Below are 14,975 nucleotides of genomic sequence, written 5' to 3' on the forward strand. Positions count from 1 at the left end.
GCTGTCTTCCGCCACCAGAGCGGAGCCACTCTCGGCTGCTCAGGACAACCATCGAGGAGGAATCGTGCCCGAGTACTACTCCAGCATCGGCGAGGCCGTCGGCGCCGCGATGCAGCACAACATCCGGCTCGCCCACCGCAGCGCGCCACCCCGACCCGACACGTCGTTGAAGGGCCGGCATCTGCCCAGCGCTTCCGCCGACCCGCACTCCATCCGCGGGATGATCGCCCGTCTCACCGAGGACGCGACGCCCGACGAGGTCGCGGGGATCCTTGAGGAGGTCAACGACACGCTCGTCGACGCGCTGTCCGAGCTGAGCGAACTCGTCGGCGCTGCCGCCGACTGGACCCGTGTCCGCCTGGAGTTCCCGCTCCCTGTGGCCCACAACCACACCTGGGAGACCTGGAAACGGCTGGCCGCCGCCTACGACTACCTCGAGGACTTGCGACGGGAGTTGGAGGCTGCTGAGGACGGAGTCGCCGAGTGCCCGGTCGAGCACGGCAACCCCCAGCACTACGCCAAGGTCCACACCCTGCGGTCCCGGGAACTGTTCGACGATGTCTTCGGCGCCGGCCCGGTCGCCGCCGCGTCTTCCGCCCCGGACACCGACCACCGGCGTGCCACCCCTACCTCTGCGCCGCAGGCCGGCAGCGCGGAAGTCCCGCCCCGTACCTCACCGTCCCGTTCTCCGGAAGGATCTTCCATGGCCAACCTCGCCGACACCTACGGCACCGACGTCGAGATCTACCCCTGGGGGGACGAGATCGTCTGGGCCGACTGCCGGACTGGTCTGCCCGAATCGGGCCACCGCGTTCTGCGCTCCTTCGGGTTCACTGCCCCCGGCGCCCCGGGCGACGCCTCCTGCTACAACCTTCCGCGCGGCTTCCCCGACCCCGAGCGGAAGATCGCCGCCACCTCGGCCGCCAACCTGCTGGCCGACCTGGGGTACCAGGTCGCGATCGACCCGGTCCTGATCGACCGCTCTCTCGACGGGAACTCCGATCCCGAGGTCCGACGCCAGGCCGCCGCCCTCCAGGTCTCACCCGTCGCGGCCAAGACCGCCACCGAGACCAGCGTCCCGGCCCCCGCCACGCCACCCCCGCCCGCGGCACGGCCCGCCGGCCGCCAGCGCTGAAACGTTCCCCCTCCGACCGTCAAGGAGCAGACCCGTGAACCGCACGAGAGCCGAGCGCGCCCCGCCCCTGCCCGCTCGCACCCTCTAGGAACCGCCGTGCCCTCCCCGCGTACCAGCGCGCCATCGACCACCACCGGCTCCGACGCGCTCCTCTACCTCCTGTTCGGCGTCCTCGGCGCCGCCATGGCCTTCGGCTCTCTGGCCTGGCTGACCGGCAACCTCACCAACGCCCTTGTCGGCAGCGGACCGTGGGCGGCATTCCGTGCCACCGAGTCCCTGCTGCACCCCGAGGTGCTGTGGCCGGCCCTGGACGCCACCGCGCTGCTGGTCGGCGCTCGCCTCGTGCCCGGCCTGCTCACCCTGGGCCTGATCACCACCGGTCTGGTGCTGTGGACGCGCTGGCGCGCCGGCTCCAAGTCCGGTCTCGCCCGCAAGGGCGACCTGGCGCCGCTGCTGGACAAGGAAATCACCGCGAAGGCGAGGAGCCTGCGCCCGTCCCTGGGCGGCCGGGAGGGTAAAAGAGGTCGCTCCCGCTGACCGCGGCATCCTGCTCGGCACCCTCGACCCCGGTCGGGCTGAGGTCCGCGCGTCCTGGGAGGACGTGATCATCGCGATCATGGCCCCGCGCTCCGGCAAGACCTCCGGGCTCGCGATCCCCTCGATCCTCGCGGCACCCGGCCCGGTCCTGCTCACCAGCAACAAGGCGGCGAACGACGCGTTCACCGCCACGGTGGACGCCCGCGCCGAGGTCGGCACGATCTGGACCCTCGACCCCCAGCAGATCGCCCACCACCCGCGCGAGATGTGGTGGGACATCCTGGCCGACGCCCGCGACCTGGCCGGGGCGAAGCGTCTCGCGGGGCACTTCGTCACCGCGAGCGTGGACGAGTCGAGCGGCTCCGACTTCTGGTCCACCGCCGCCGCCAACACGCTCGGCGCGCTGTTCCTGGCCGCCGCCAGCCACCGGCGGCCGATCACCGACGTCCTGGCCTGGCTCGCCACCCCCGCCGACCGCACCCCGGTCGACCTGCTCACCGATGCCGGCCACGACGCGGTCGCCGCCCAGCTCCAGGGCACCGTCTCCGGCGCCACCGAAACCCGCGACGGCATTTACGAGACGGCGAGGCAGTACGCGAGCTGCCTGCTCGACCCGGACGTCGCCGCCTGGGTCACCCCGCACGAGGACCTCCCGGAGTTCCGGCCGTTCTCCTTCGCCACCTCCCGCGACACGCTGTATCTGCTGAGCAAGGACGGCGGCGGCTCGGCGTCGGCGATCATCGCGGCGGCGGCCGACGCCGTGATGCGCGCGGCCGTCATCGTCGCCGAGCGCTCCGGCGGCCGGCTCGACCCGCCCGCCCTGTGCGTCCTGGACGAGGCCGCGAACGTCTGCCGCATCTCCGACCTCCCGGACCTGTACTCCCATCTGGGCAGCCGGGGCGTCATCCCGATGACGATCCTGCAGTCCTACCGGCAGGGCCAGCGCTGCTGGGGCGAGGCCGGCATGGACGCCCTGTGGTCCGCCGCCACCGTCAAGATCGTCGGATCCGGCATCGACGACGCCGACTTCGCCGACCGGCTCAGCCGCCAAGTCGGCGATCACGACGTCCAGACCACCTCCGTCTCCACGAGCGAGAGCGGCAAGTCCACCTCGGTGAGCATGCGCACCGAGAGGATCCTGCCGCCCGACGCGATCCGCGCCCTGCCCAAGGGCAAGGTGCTGCTGCTGGCCACCGGCATCCGGGTCGCCATGCTCTCCATCCGGCCCTGGTACAAGGAGCCCTCCGCCAAGGTGGTCGGACCGGCCTCCGCCCGCGCTACCAAGGCGATCACCGAGCGGGCCCTGGCGAAGAGCATCGGGCACGACGACCTCGGGCTCTCCGCATGAGCGCGCCCGCGCCCCGCCCCCGGCTGCCGCGCTCGCCGGTCGTTCTACGCGACGGCCAGTGGTGGCTGGTCGGCAGGGCCGGCTCGATTCCCGTCTCCGATGCCGCGTTCAGCGCCGTGCTGGACAACTTCGCGCAGGTAGTGGCCGCCGCCGACCAAGCGGTCGCCGAACTCCACACCCGACAGAACGACTCCTCCGCCTCCGACCCGGGAGGCCGGCGATGAACCCGCTACTGAAGGCGGAGCAGGCCGTTCTCGGCGCCGTGCTCCTCGACCCGGACCAGCTCGCCCACCTGGACTGGCTCGCGCCGGATCACTTCTACCGGCCCGTCCACCAGGCCCTGTTCGCCGCGCTCCGCACGTTCCGAAGCGACGGCCACCAGGCGATCGGCGCCGAGGGACCGGTGCCGCTGTCCTGGGTGACCGACGCCATCGAGGAGACCGGCCGCCACGTCCGGGGGCTGACCGCGGCGTACACCCACAGCCTGATCTCGGCCTGCCCGCGTACCGTGCACGCTCCGGTGTACGGCCGCATGGTGCTGGAGGGGGCGATCCACCGCACCGTCGCCGAGCACGCGACCCGCCTTCACCAGGTGGCGCGGGCCGACGCTCTGCAGGGAGAGGTCGAGGGAGCGCTGCGCTCGGCGGACGTCCTGACCGGGGTGCTCACCGATCTCGCGCGGCGCTGGGGAACCGAACCTCGCCCTGTCGCGCCCCCCACCGCGCCGGCCGCCGTCCCGCCGCCGGTCCGGGACGATCAGGTCGCCGAGGACGAGCGGTTCCTCCTGGCCGTCCTCACCGAACAGCCGAAGGCCGTGGCCGAGGTGGTGGACTGGCTGCGGCCGGCCGACTTCGCCGACCCGGCCCACGGACAGCTCTACCGGTGCCTCGGTGCCCTGCACCACCGGGGCGAGCCCATCGACCGGATCACCCTGCTCTGGGAGGCCCAGCGGCGCGGCCTGCTGGCCGACGGCACCCTGTCGGGCGAGCAGCTCACCACCCTGTGCGACGACGTGATCCCCGGAAGCGCCGAATGGTTCGGGGAGAGGGTGATGCGCTCCTCCCTCACCCGGACCGCCGCCGCCTCCGCGCGGGCCGTCCGGGCCCTGGCCGAGGACGAAGCCCTCGGTCCCGGCCGGCTGATCAACCATGCGCTGCACGCGCTCGGCCCGCTCAACGAGGTACGCGCCCGCTGGCGGGCCGCGAACGGCAGCCCGGCCCCGGAGCCGCCGACCGCCCCTTCGGCGAGTGGGCCGCCCGCGGCCCGGGTGCAGGCCGCCCGCGCCCGCAGCACGCCGCACCCCGCCGCGCCGCCCCCGGCCCGGACCGGGCCCATCCCCGCGCCGGCCAGTGCCCGGCCACCCTCACGCGGCCACCCCTGACCCTCTCGCCGCCCAGCCATCTCCCCCTCTGCTTACTGGAGTTCGCCTTGATAGATACCGTCTCCTCTGATGCCCTGGCCCTGCGCGCCACGGCATCGGGCTTCGACGCCGTGCGTGCCAAGCTCCCGGACACCGGGAATCCCGACCGTCCGCTCGACAACGTCACCATTGCCTTCCAGCTCTCCCACCTCGGCACATTGCTCACCGAGCTGGCCGACGAGGTTTTGCACCGTGCCGCCGAACGGAACCGGCAAGGGCACACCGCCCCGGCCATCATGGGCTTCGCCGCCGCCGTCCAGCCCGCCTGCCGGGCAGCCTCTGCGCTCGGAGCGGTAGCGCACCAGCTCTCCACCCGGGACCAGGCCGGGCACCTCGGCGACGAGCCCGGCGCCCAGGACACCTGTGACGTAGACCGGCTGGTGATAGGCGACGTCCTCGACGTGGCGGACCAGGCTCTGCGGGAGACCTCCGAGGGCCTGCGCGCCGCAGGGGAGACGATCTCGCCCTCCTCCGCTCGTGTCGAAGCCGCCCGCAGCCGTTCCACGACCGCGGCGCCCTCCCCCACACCACCGTCCCCCGCCGTCCCGCCGGCAGCTCCGCCGGGCCGGAACTCGCGGGGGCGGTGACATGCCCGCCCTCTTCGCGCCTCCTCCGCTGATCGGGTCGCTGTGCTCGGGGTACGGCGGCCTCGACCTGGGCGTGCAGTCCGCCTTCGGCGGCACCCTGGCCTGGCACGCGGAGGTCGACCCGAACGCCTCGCGCATCCTGGCCCGCCACTGGCCGAGCGTCCCCAACCTCGGCGACATCACAGCCGTCGACTGGTCCACCGTCCCCCGGGTGTGCGTCCTGACGGCCGGCTTCCCCTGTCAAAGACGTCTCGGTCGCCGGCCGCCGGGCCGGACTCAATGCCCAGACCCGCTCCGGGCTGTGGCTGCACGTCGCCCGTGCGGTCGCGGCCCTCCGACCCTGCCTGGTTGTGATCGAGAATGTGCGCGGCCTCCTCACCTCCCCCGCCGGTTCCCCTGGCGACGTGGAACCCTGCCCGTGGTGTCTGGGAGACACCGCAGGTCAGCCTCCTCTGCGGGCACTCGGTGCCGTACTCGGATCCCTGGCCGACCTCGGGTACGACGCGCAGTGGCTCGTGCTTCGCGCCTCCGACGTCGGGGCCCCGCACCGCCGCGAGCGGACCTTCCTCACCGCCTGGCCCGCCGGCCACCCTGCTCAAGACGCCGACCAGCAACATCGGCAAGAACGGCGGCTCGCAGCACCCGGCGAAGAGGAAGAGTGGCGGGCACGGCCCGAACCTGGCCGACGAGGTCGAATGGCTGCTGCCGACCCCGAAGGCGTCGGACGGGACCAAGGGCTCGCCGAACCAACGGCACGGCAACGGGGACATGACCCTGCCCAGCGCGGCAGCGTCCCTGCCCAGGGCCGGCAGCACGGCGACGCCGGGCTGTCGTACCGGGAAGGAGCGGCGGCCTCCCCTGCCGGCGGTGGTCCTGCCGCTCTGGACGGAAGGAGCCTCGTAGGCGGAGGAGGAGGCCGGCGATGGGGGCCGTACGCAGCCGCCGTCACCCGATGGGAGAGGCTCACCCGTCTCGCGCCCGAGCCCACCGATCCGGTCGGTCGGCTCCGCCCTGAGTTCGTGGAGTGGATGCAGGGCCTCGGCGCCGGCTGGGTCACCGCCACCCCCGGCCTCGGGCGCCCGGCGCAGCTCACCGCGCTCGGCAACGGAGTTGTTCCCCAACAGGCCGCTCGGGCTCTGCGGTTGCTGGCGCCGCCCTTCCCGCGCTGTCCTCGCTGCGCGGGCGGGTAGCGCTCCGCTACCGGGTTTTCCCGGCCGGGTCAAACCGCGGTTTCTCCGGATCCTCTCGGGCATGTCGCCGTCTCACAGATGGAGCACGCCCCGATGTCCGACACCAGCCCGACCACCCCCGGCCCCGGTCCCGAGCCGTTCCGGCTCTCCGACGGGGACCTCGACGACCTCGCCAGCACCCTCGCCAAGACCATGGCCGAGGTCAAACAGCACGGCGTCATCCTCGACCGCCTCGGCTCCGAACCCGACCCCGTACCCGCTGCCGAGCAGCAAGGGAACGGCGCTCCGGAAGCCGAGGCGGCCGACGCCAAGACCGACGGCCCCGCCTCGGTGTTCATCCTCGCCCTGGGCGGCGAGGCATACGCCGCCGAACTCGCCGCCCTCGCCGACTGGGTGAACTACCTCTTCCTCCCCGTCTACGGGCGGGAGATCAGCACGATGCGCCCGTGGTGCGCGCAGTGGCACGAGCACCCGGAGGCCGTCGCCCGCCTCCACGCGCTCTGGCTCGCCTGGCAGCAGTTCACCGACACGGAGGCCGGCCTGTCCGGTCCCTCGACCTGGCACCGCGACCACCTGGACCAGACGCTGGCACACCTGCGTGCCCCCGACGGTCCCTTCGCGGCGTGCACGACGAGCGCGAATCGCCCCAACCACCGCGTACTGGCCACCCCGGCGGAGGTGGCGGCGTGAACGACGGCTTCGACTTCGACTTCGACCTCGACGAACTCGCGCCCGCCGACGACGCCTCGGCGGAGGCGGTGGAGAGGTTCTGGTCCGGTGACCTGACGGCGCTGTCGCATCACCACACCACGCCCAACGGCTCCCATAGCTTCGTCGTCGCCCATGACCGCTCGGTCACCTGGGGGGTCCCCGGTGAGCCGCAGATCATGGCGATCGCGGTCGCGCGGGATCTCAGCCGGTTCACCTTCACCCTGGAGACCAGCTACCACACCACGGTGCCCTTCGCCCAGAACTGGCTGGTCGAACGCGGCTGCCCGCCCGCGCAGATCGCCCAGATCGCCAAGGGCTACCTGGATCCCGCCGACGACCTCACGCTCCAGGTCGAGCAGCAGATCCGGGAATCCGGCACACGCTACGAGGTCCTCGACACCTACACCTCCGACTCCGCCCCGTGCGAGACGTGGACGCTGACCCGCGACTCCCAGTCCGACCAGGTACCGGTTCGCGTCTTCCTCGAGGAATGGGACCACGACGCCGGCACGTACACGGTGCGCGAGGGCGCCTTCGCCGACGTGGACGCCGCCCACTCCTGGCTGGAGGACCGCGACGGCCCGCTGCCCGAACCACCGGAATACCGCTACGACGAAGGTGCCGTCAGCCGGGCCCGGACCCGGGCCGCCCTCGCCCGGTCCGCCGGCGCTTCCGCGATACCGAAGGCCGGCCCCGAAGTTCCCCTGGCGCCGGTGCCCGTCCCGGTGCAGCATCCGGTGCAGGGGCGGCTGCTGTGAGCCGGGCCCGCTTCGCCTTCGCCGCGCACCCCGACGCCATCGCCGACTTGCGGGAACTCCCGAACGAGATACGCGATCTGGCGCTGCTGGAACTTCAGAACCTGGTCCACGGCAGTAACGACTGCCTGCCGCTGAAGGGGCGTCTCGCCGGCTACCACAAGGTGTACGTCGACCCTGCTGTCGCCTACCGGATGGTCATCCAGTTCCGCCCGGCACCGTCGACCTCGACCCACAAGCGCGAGGTCTACCTCGTCGCCGCCGGCAGCCGGCACGACTACGCCGTCTACCGCGCGGCCCACCAGCGCACCGGCCCCCAGCAGGGCGCCGACTCCGCCGCCGAGGCCCGCGTACGCGCCGCCCGGTCCCGCTCGGCGCTCGCCCCCGACCAGACGGCGGCGGGCCAGGCGGCTCCTCCCCCAGCCGTGGCCCCGTCTCCGGCCGCCGCTCCCCGAAAGGTTTCCCCGCGATGACCGCTCCCCTGCCCCGTACCGAACTGGCGGGCCTTCTCACCGAGGCCGCTCAGAGCGTCTCGGGCATCGTGACCGCCGAGTACCCGACGGCCGCCGGCCGCTCCTACCTGCATCCCGTGCTGGGCCCGCTGTCCGCCGGGCCCCGGGTGGTCGGCGAGCTGAACGACCGGCTCGAAGGGCTCGTTGCCGCCGTGCCCCGTCCGGCCACGCCGGCGGGTCTGTTCGCCCTGGCCTCCTACGCTGCCGCGTTGGGGTGGCTCACCGAGTCCTTCACCGAGCTGACCGCCTCGGTCGACCGGATCTGCACCCGCGTGGGCATCCCCTCCGAGCCCCGCGACCCGGTCGTCGCCGAGTCCGGTGGCGCCGAGCGGGGCGACGCGTTCGACTTCGCGTTCAGCGCGCTGGAGCTGGCGGCGATCCGGACCGCGGCCGAGGCCGCCGGCCTCACGCCGGACGAGTACGTCGAGGTCCTCTCCCAGTCGCTGCTCGCCGCCTCCCGGATCACCGACGACTGCATGGAGATCTCCAGCAGCCTGCTCGAAGACGCCGCGTACGTCTTGGACGAGGCCAGCGATCAGGTCCGGACCGACGACGGACCCAACAGCCTGCCCGCCCTGGTCCGCTCCCTGCTCGCCCGGATGGAGACGGCCCGGTGAACCCCTACGACCCGGACACTCACCCCGGCCTCCATCTCGTTACCGAGGCCCTCGGCGTCCTGGAGGTCAGCACGCTCAACACCGCGCATCACCACGGCAGTCCGCTGCACCAGGCCGCGACACGGGTGATCGGAGCTGCGGCCGAACTGGACGGGCAGCACGGCCAGGTGACGGACGCGGCCAAGAACGCTCTCCGGCTCCTCGAACCCGTCGGGGAAGGCAAGCTCAGTGGTGCGCGCGTCTCGTACGCGATCCTGCGGAGTTCGATCCCGAAGCTCGGAGAACTCCTCACCCGGCAGGACCGGGCCCACGACCAGCTCGTCGAAGCCGTCTCCGCGTACCAGAGGCTTCTGCCCGAGCCGAGCACCGAACGCTCGACGGTGAAGTCCCACGCGGCCAACCGGGAACAGGATTCCGGCCGGGACGACGACTGGGCCATCGCGGGCGACCACCAGCTCAGGGCTCTCGAAGCCGTCGAGGCCGGCAGCCTGCGGTTCCACCAGAGCCCGGTCTACGGCTACGTCTACCTCTCCGACAGCCGAGGTCCCCACTCCACCCCGAAGGTCTGGCCCGAAACCGTTCAGCGGCTGGTCGCCGACGGGCTGCTGCACCAGGACACCAGCGAGAGCCTGTACCGGCCCGGACAGCTCCTCTCGCTCACCCCGCAGGGCGAAGCCGCCCTTCGTGAAGCCCGTACCGCCCGTGCTGCCCTCAGCCGCAGCAACGCTCCGACGCCCCCCGGCCCCGTCACCGGCCCGGCCACCGCGCCCGCCACCGGGGCGTCCCCCACGGCCTCCCGCTCCCGCTGACCCCTCCCCGACAGGACGCACCCATGCCCACCTCCGCACAGCCCCCCTCCTTCTCCTTCGATTCGTTCGATGCACAGTGCGTCGAGGACGCGCTTGCCCGGCTCGGGCCGAAGTGGACCACTTGGTCGGCGATGGTCCTGGCCCAGGAGAACCGCTTCGTGCGCGTGCGCGAGGTCGCCGACCAGATCCCCTTCATCAGCCAGCAGTTCGTCGGCAAGCGCCTGGCCAGGATGTACGCCGACGGGCTGGTCGACCGCGCCGACGGGCCTCGTGGAGCCTTGTACCGGCTCAGCGCGCTCGGGGAGTCGCTGACCCCCGTGTACCGCACGTTGTCGGACTGGTCCCGGGCCCGCCTGTCGCCCGGGGTGATGGCCGAAGCCCAACGCGTCGAGGACGCCCTGCAGCGGCTGAACCTTCAGGACTCGACCGCGGTGATCCAGGTCCTCGGCGCGAGTGGCCCGATGCGGTTCGTCCACATTGCCGAGGAGGCCGGCCTGGACAATACGTGGGCCCGGCAGCGGCTTCTGCGGCTGCAGGCCGACGGCCTGGTCACCCGCGCCGGCTCGCGGCACGGCGACCCGTACATGCTGACCAGTGCCGGTGAGGCGCTGGGAGCCGTCTACGCGACCGTCGAGCACTGGAGCGAGCCGATCAACGGACGGAGGGCTTCGCCGGCTCCCCGCCCGGTCGCGGCTGCCACGCGGACCCACGCGGGCGTCCCGCTGGGGGCGGACGGTGCCCGGACGGCGGCGGCTCTCCGGCGCAGTGCTGCCGCGCCGACCTCCTTGTTCAGCCATGCGCCGCAGCCGCAACCTCGGGTGCCGGCGGCCGTGACCGTCCAGTCGGCCCCGGGCCGGGGACGGTGAGCGGGGTGGTGCGAGCCAGAGCCGTCCTGCCGCTGCCACGGCGTCCGCGTGCGCGCCTGCCGATCGTCCTGCCGCGCACGCGGGCGCGTTCTCCCCCCTACGCGCCCGGAGCTTCGACCATGCACACCCCTGACACCTCGTACCTCTACGCGGAGGTCCTGGTCAGTCCCATGTACCTGGCCGGGTCCAGCGGGGTCGGCGACGCCGGCTTCGCCCCGGTCTCCCACTGGCCGCACCACTACCTCGACGACGGTCCCTGCCAGCTCCTCGTCACCTCGCCCGACCAGCGGATCAGGATCGGCTGGTTCGGCGACGACTTCGAGCTGTGGAGGATCACCGCAGCCGAGGAGGCCGCCTCCGCCACCCGCTGGACGGCCACCTTCAACCACGTCACCCCACCCGAGATCGTCGCCGGCCTCACCACCGCGCTGGCCCGCGACTACGCCGAAGCCGATCCCTACGACGGCAACCGGCGCTTCCTGGCGAACCCGTCGGTGTACTGGGCTGATGCCGTCCGGCCGTTGACCGAGGCCGGCTGGAAGCGTGGCGTCCCCGCCGAGCGTGGCACCGTCGAGATCGTCGCCCCCGATGGCCAGGCCGGTGTCGTGATCGACAACCGTCGCTCCGGATGGGACGACGAGACCGTCACGCTGTGGGCAGGCCCTCGGGGCTGGGGTACGCGGGTGGAGGCGGTGTTCACCGCCCGCACCCCGTCCCACCTGATCGCCGCGACGGCGGCCGTCATGGCGCAGTCGGCTCCCGTGGTGCGCGAACGGCACCAGATCGACCGGCGGGTGGAGCACCTGGTCACGCTGGCCCCGGTCGCCCAGGCCGTGCCGGTCGCGTCGGCCGCCGAGCCCTCGGTCTCCCGTGCTCCGACTCCGCTCGACGTGCGCCGCACCGCGGTCACCCAGGCCGTGCACCGCGCCGCACGTGCTCCGCGTACGGCGGCCGATCTGCGGGTGATGGCCGCCCAGAGCCGCTCTGCGGGTACGGCGCAGTACCGGCCGGGCAGCCCCGTGCCCGCAGCCGCTGCCCGGCCGTCGGCGAACTCCTCGACTCCACGGCGCAGTCGCTGATTTCCGCGCCGGTTCCCCGGTCGTCGCCTTCGCTCGAAAAGCCTGCATACAAGGGAAGTTCTGCCATGCCCACTGCCACCATGCTCGACCAGGCCACGGCCATGATCGAGAAAGCCTGGGGCCAGCCCGTCGAAGTCCTCGAAGTCCTCGCGGTCCGCCGCCCATGCGAGGACCCGCTCCTACGCTCGGCCATGCACACCCGTACCGCGCTGGCCATCACCGACAACGCAGTGGCCGTCTACCAGAACCGCCTGCACGCGCTGACCCGGCCCGGGTATGTGCCAGCGCACTACGAGCTGGACCGGATCGTCAGCTCGGCGGCCGACCTTCGCGTCGCGCTCTCGGAAAGCGGCGCGTACCTGCAGGCGATCCGGCGTGTAGTGGAGGCCCGTGAAGCCGCCGCGCCCGCAGCCCGGGCACCGGCGGACCGCCGGGCCCAGGCCGCGGTCGCCCGCTCCGGGCGCACGTCCAGCGCTCCGGGCCAGGTGGCCGATCCGCCTGTCCCTTCGGTTGCTGCCGGGCCGCCGGCGCCCGGGGCGGGGCCGCGCCGCTGAACGGTCAGGCGAGGTCCTCGTCGCGGTGGGCGTCTTCGGTGCGGGGGACTACCGCGCGGGCCAGCTCCTCCACTGTCAGCTCGACGCTCCGGCCTTCCGCGACCCGGCGCTCCACCACCGTCTCCTCGCCCGGCCACCGGTCGGGCTGCGCGCCGACGCCCCACTGGCCGTCGGCGACCATCGCGATGTCGCCCACGGTCCAGGGCCGTCCGGCGGCGCGGATCTTGCGTTCCAGCCCGGCGCTGTCCCAGTGCCTGCTCGCCTCGGCCATCCCTTGCTCCCCCTTCACTGCCGTGCGGCCCCTTCGCCGCAGCCCAGGTACGACAACCGCGGTCGCCGATCCATTCCCGTCCCGCCGACACCCGGCGGTGATCTCCAGTTCGCCCACGGCAGACGGCATCCCCGGGGAAACGACTACGTACTTCGGCATGCGCCATGTCAACGTACGGGTGTCGGGAAAACCGCAGGTCAACGAAGGGACTGTCCCACCATGAACACCTCTGCCACCCTCCTGCCCGCCGTCGTCCGCCCCACCGTGGAAGACCGCCACTGGCTCTCCTCCGACCACTGCGCCACTCCGGTGCTCGACCTCCTGGACGCTCTCGGCTGGGCGATCGCCGAAACCCCGAAAGCCAACGTCCACGCGACCAGCCCGGACGGCCGCGTCTACGTCGGCTGGCTTCCCGAAGACCCCTCCGCCTGGGCGCGCGACATCGTCTGGCGCGTCCAAGTGCTGCCTGCCGACGGCGAGGTGTGGGTCCAGGAGTTCGGTGTCCACACCCCCTCCGAAGCCGTCGCCGGATTCCTCACCGCCCTCGTCGCCCACTCCTCGCGCTGACCTCCGAACCACGGGGCGGGCCGACTGCGGCCCACCCCGTTCACCGCGTTCGTCCCCCTTCCACCCAAGAGGAGCCGCCCCACCATGGCCTTCCGCGCCCCACTCACCCACCACCATGCCGACGACACGATCTGCCCGGCGGGCCACAAGCACACCAGCTCCGGCAAGCCGCTCCACCCCGACTGCCCCGGCCGCGCGTACACGAAGGCTGTGTGCTCGTGCGGCGGCTGGGAGATGAAGGCTCGCGGCAAGGGCTACGTCAACGAGTGCCGCCGGCGGCATCTCGCCGACCACGACGAGGGTCCGAAGGTCCTGCGCGACCTGCTCCGCCTCGACGCCCCTTGACCCGCCGCCAGCCTGGCTCCGTCTTCCCGTTCCGCTCTTGGAGGTTTCCTTGCCCCAGTACCTGACCGTCGGCCACCTGCTCCGCCAGTTCCAGGACCTCGACCCCCGCCTGCCGGTCCGCCTCGCCGTCAACCCCGACTTTCCCTTCGCCCACTACGTGGGGGCCGAGGTCGTCGTCCGTGACGGCATGGTGTTCATCGCCGAAGACGGCCAGGAGGGCTATCTCCCGGCGAGGGCGCGCGACGCCCTCGCCTGGGCCTGACCCCCGTTCCCACACCGCCACGGAGGCTTCCATCTCGCCGTACTCCCGCTCTTCGTCCCTCCTTCCGCTGCACGGCCTTGCCGTGCGTCCGATGCCGGCCGGCGTACGCGGCGCGCTGGTCCAGCGCGTCTCCGTGCGGCCCGACGGCCCACTCGACGTCACCTGGCTCGCCGCCGGAGCCCCCAGACTCCCCCTCGGGCGCATCTGCCTGCACTGGGAGCCCGCCCCCCTCGCCGGCTGGAACGTCACCGCCCGCCTGGGCCTGGCCGCCGCCGAGGTGCACCTCGCCTCCTGGCCCTCCGCCCCGGACGACTGGCCGCGCCTGGTCCGCCCGACCGTCCACGAGGTCACCGGCCTGTGCGCCGCCCTCGCGTTCGCGACCAACGTCCTCGGCCTCTCCAACCACCTCGCCGAGGTCTGACCGACAACCACCGAAGGCCGCCCCGCGCCGACCGCGCAGGGGCGGCCTTTCCGTACGCTCACCCGGCCTGGACGTGCGCGTACGCTCATCTCGACGAACGAGGAGGACATGATGGTCGACGGCCAGAAGCTCTGGGGATACCCGGAGGTCGCCGCCCACCTGGGCATCAGCATCGGCGCTGCCCGCAGCCGGAAGAGCCGGGGCAGCCTGCCCGCGCCCGACGACGACAGCGTGCCGGACCGGCCCCGCTGGAAGCCGTCCACGTTCCAGGGATGGAAGCCGGTCGGCCGGGGCTTCCGCAGCGACCTTCACGGCACACCGCTTTCTCCGGCCTCGTCCCCCGACCCGGGAACATCGTGAACAGCCTTCTCGCCGGTGCCGTCGTGGTCACCGTCGCCGGCGCCGCTGCTCAGGACTACTCATCCCGGGTAAGGATGAGCGCCCCGGATGTGCTTTCCAGGACGGGCTGCCGAAGAGCACCGAGCGCGGCTGATCATCTTGAACGCCGAGGGGCGCCACCGAAGTATCCGTGGCGCCCCTCGGCGCTTGCTCCCTCGCTCGTCTACGCCAGGTAGACGCCGGCGAAGGCACCGTCGAAGCCGAGCGCGACCAGACCCTCCTCGACGCTCGGGTAGGTCGTCCCGTACGGGCCGGCGATCAGGGCGTCGAAGTCGGGTCGGCTGATCTCGGGTTCGAGCCACTGGTTGCCGCACCGGCAGCGGACCCAGATGTTGCGGCCGTGGTTGATGAGCAGCCAGTCGCGTCGGGCCCGGCATGCCGAGCACATCACGGGGATGCCGCCGAGAGCGAGTTCGTGCGGGTGGCTGACGCAGCGGGTCGCGCCGGGGCCGTCGGCCGGCCGCATCTCGTGCTGGAGCTGCAACAGGGGGTCGGTGCCGGCAGGGAGGAGAGGCGGCACGGGGGCCGGCTTCGTGGTGTGGTTGGTGGTTCTGAGCACGAGCATCATCTCCCGGTCGAGGGCGTACTTT

At 72.6% G+C, this 14,975-nt stretch carries 19 protein-coding genes and 3 pseudogenes; 20 read left to right on the forward strand and 2 right to left on the reverse strand.

What is annotated here, in order from left to right; genetic code table 11:
* Positions 1 to 64 precede the first annotated feature (64 nt).
* The 15 genes and pseudogenes from ACIQD7_RS29925 (at position 65) to ACIQD7_RS29995 (ending at position 12,120) form a co-directional block, all read left to right on the forward strand.
* Positions 65 to 1,135 (forward strand): hypothetical protein, encoded by a 1,071-nt coding sequence (locus ACIQD7_RS29925; RefSeq protein ID WP_402445643.1) that lies wholly within the window; start codon positions 65 to 67, stop codon positions 1,133 to 1,135.
* A gap of 96 nt (positions 1,136 to 1,231) precedes the next feature.
* A pseudogene (locus ACIQD7_RS29930) lies at positions 1,232 to 3,020 on the forward strand (type IV secretory system conjugative DNA transfer family protein).
* Positions 3,017 to 3,244, forward strand: a complete 228-nt coding sequence (locus ACIQD7_RS29935; RefSeq protein WP_402445645.1) for a hypothetical protein — start codon at positions 3,017 to 3,019, stop codon at positions 3,242 to 3,244. The pseudogene ACIQD7_RS29930 and the gene ACIQD7_RS29935 overlap by 4 nt, the downstream one beginning before the upstream one ends.
* Positions 3,241 to 4,401 (forward strand): DnaB-like helicase N-terminal domain-containing protein, encoded by a 1,161-nt coding sequence (locus ACIQD7_RS29940; RefSeq protein ID WP_402445646.1) that lies wholly within the window; start codon positions 3,241 to 3,243, stop codon positions 4,399 to 4,401. The genes ACIQD7_RS29935 and ACIQD7_RS29940 overlap by 4 nt, the downstream gene beginning before the upstream one ends.
* A 47-nt stretch (positions 4,402 to 4,448) precedes the next feature.
* Positions 4,449 to 5,027, forward strand: coding sequence for a hypothetical protein (locus tag ACIQD7_RS29945; protein WP_402445648.1), 579 nt, complete (start codon positions 4,449 to 4,451; stop codon positions 5,025 to 5,027).
* A gap of 1 nt (position 5,028) precedes the next feature.
* Positions 5,029 to 5,202: pseudogene (locus ACIQD7_RS29950) on the forward strand (DNA methyltransferase); the annotation flags it as partial.
* A 121-nt stretch (positions 5,203 to 5,323) separates the two neighbouring features.
* Positions 5,324 to 6,217: pseudogene (locus ACIQD7_RS29955) on the forward strand (DNA cytosine methyltransferase); the annotation flags it as partial.
* 93 nt (positions 6,218 to 6,310) lie between these two features.
* Positions 6,311 to 6,907: a DUF4913 domain-containing protein gene (locus tag ACIQD7_RS29960; protein ID WP_402445650.1), complete on the forward strand. Its 597-nt coding sequence runs from the start codon at positions 6,311 to 6,313 to the stop codon at positions 6,905 to 6,907.
* The gene (locus tag ACIQD7_RS29965) at positions 6,904 to 7,686 is read left to right on the forward strand and encodes a glycosyl hydrolase (RefSeq protein ID WP_402445652.1); all 783 of its coding nucleotides are present in this window, start codon (positions 6,904 to 6,906) and stop codon (positions 7,684 to 7,686) included. The genes ACIQD7_RS29960 and ACIQD7_RS29965 overlap by 4 nt, the downstream gene beginning before the upstream one ends.
* On the forward strand, positions 7,683 to 8,156 hold the full coding sequence (locus tag ACIQD7_RS29970) for a hypothetical protein (RefSeq protein ID WP_402445654.1): 474 nt from the start codon (positions 7,683 to 7,685) through the stop codon (positions 8,154 to 8,156). The genes ACIQD7_RS29965 and ACIQD7_RS29970 overlap by 4 nt, the downstream gene beginning before the upstream one ends.
* Positions 8,153 to 8,812 carry a hypothetical protein gene (locus tag ACIQD7_RS29975; protein ID WP_402445656.1) on the forward strand — a complete coding sequence of 220 codons (660 nt, stop codon included), beginning with the start codon at positions 8,153 to 8,155 and terminating at the stop codon, positions 8,810 to 8,812. Before ACIQD7_RS29970 ends, ACIQD7_RS29975 begins: the two co-directional genes overlap by 4 nt.
* Positions 8,809 to 9,621, forward strand: a complete 813-nt coding sequence (locus ACIQD7_RS29980) for a large ATP-binding protein (protein ID WP_402445658.1) — start codon at positions 8,809 to 8,811, stop codon at positions 9,619 to 9,621. The genes ACIQD7_RS29975 and ACIQD7_RS29980 overlap by 4 nt, the downstream gene beginning before the upstream one ends.
* Before the next feature lie 23 nt (positions 9,622 to 9,644).
* Positions 9,645 to 10,487: a winged helix-turn-helix transcriptional regulator gene (locus ACIQD7_RS29985; protein WP_402445660.1), complete on the forward strand. Its 843-nt coding sequence runs from the start codon at positions 9,645 to 9,647 to the stop codon at positions 10,485 to 10,487.
* Positions 10,488 to 10,606: 119 nt separating this feature from the next.
* Positions 10,607 to 11,566, forward strand: a complete 960-nt coding sequence (locus tag ACIQD7_RS29990) for a DUF317 domain-containing protein (protein WP_402445661.1) — start codon at positions 10,607 to 10,609, stop codon at positions 11,564 to 11,566.
* 65 nt (positions 11,567 to 11,631) lie between these two features.
* Positions 11,632 to 12,120 (forward strand): hypothetical protein, encoded by a 489-nt coding sequence (locus ACIQD7_RS29995; protein ID WP_402445663.1) that lies wholly within the window; start codon positions 11,632 to 11,634, stop codon positions 12,118 to 12,120.
* Positions 12,121 to 12,124: 4 nt separating this feature from the next.
* On the opposite strand, the gene ACIQD7_RS30000 is transcribed toward ACIQD7_RS29995, so the two are convergent.
* Positions 12,125 to 12,391, reverse strand: coding sequence for a hypothetical protein (locus ACIQD7_RS30000; protein WP_402445665.1), 267 nt, complete (start codon positions 12,389 to 12,391; stop codon positions 12,125 to 12,127).
* Between the two features lie 219 nt (positions 12,392 to 12,610).
* On the opposite strand from ACIQD7_RS30000, the gene ACIQD7_RS30005 reads away from it, so the two are divergent.
* The 5 genes from ACIQD7_RS30005 (at position 12,611) to ACIQD7_RS30025 (ending at position 14,346) form a co-directional block, all read left to right on the forward strand.
* Positions 12,611 to 12,958 (forward strand): DUF317 domain-containing protein, encoded by a 348-nt coding sequence (locus ACIQD7_RS30005; protein ID WP_402445667.1) that lies wholly within the window; start codon positions 12,611 to 12,613, stop codon positions 12,956 to 12,958.
* 84 nt (positions 12,959 to 13,042) lie between these two features.
* Complete coding sequence (locus tag ACIQD7_RS30010) at positions 13,043 to 13,303, forward strand: hypothetical protein (protein WP_402445668.1); 261 nt, start codon at positions 13,043 to 13,045, stop codon at positions 13,301 to 13,303.
* Positions 13,304 to 13,352: 49 nt separating this feature from the next.
* Positions 13,353 to 13,565, forward strand: coding sequence for a hypothetical protein (locus ACIQD7_RS30015; RefSeq protein ID WP_402445670.1), 213 nt, complete (start codon positions 13,353 to 13,355; stop codon positions 13,563 to 13,565).
* A 91-nt stretch (positions 13,566 to 13,656) separates the two neighbouring features.
* The gene (locus tag ACIQD7_RS30020; RefSeq protein WP_402445672.1) at positions 13,657 to 13,986 is read left to right on the forward strand and encodes an esterase; all 330 of its coding nucleotides are present in this window, start codon (positions 13,657 to 13,659) and stop codon (positions 13,984 to 13,986) included.
* 108 nt (positions 13,987 to 14,094) lie between these two features.
* Entirely contained in the window at positions 14,095 to 14,346 is a 252-nt protein-coding gene (locus tag ACIQD7_RS30025; RefSeq protein ID WP_402445674.1) for a MarR family transcriptional regulator, read from the forward strand.
* 202 nt (positions 14,347 to 14,548) lie between these two features.
* Here the strand turns inward: ACIQD7_RS30025 and ACIQD7_RS30030 are convergent, their stop codons facing one another.
* Positions 14,549 to 14,953 carry a hypothetical protein gene (locus ACIQD7_RS30030; protein ID WP_402445676.1) on the reverse strand — a complete coding sequence of 135 codons (405 nt, stop codon included), beginning with the start codon at positions 14,951 to 14,953 and terminating at the stop codon, positions 14,549 to 14,551.
* Positions 14,954 to 14,975: the final 22 nt, after the last annotated feature.

Origin of the sequence: Streptomyces sp. NPDC093071 (assembly GCF_044754545.1) — a bacterium.
Lineage (GTDB): Bacteria > Actinomycetota > Actinomycetes > Streptomycetales > Streptomycetaceae > Streptomyces.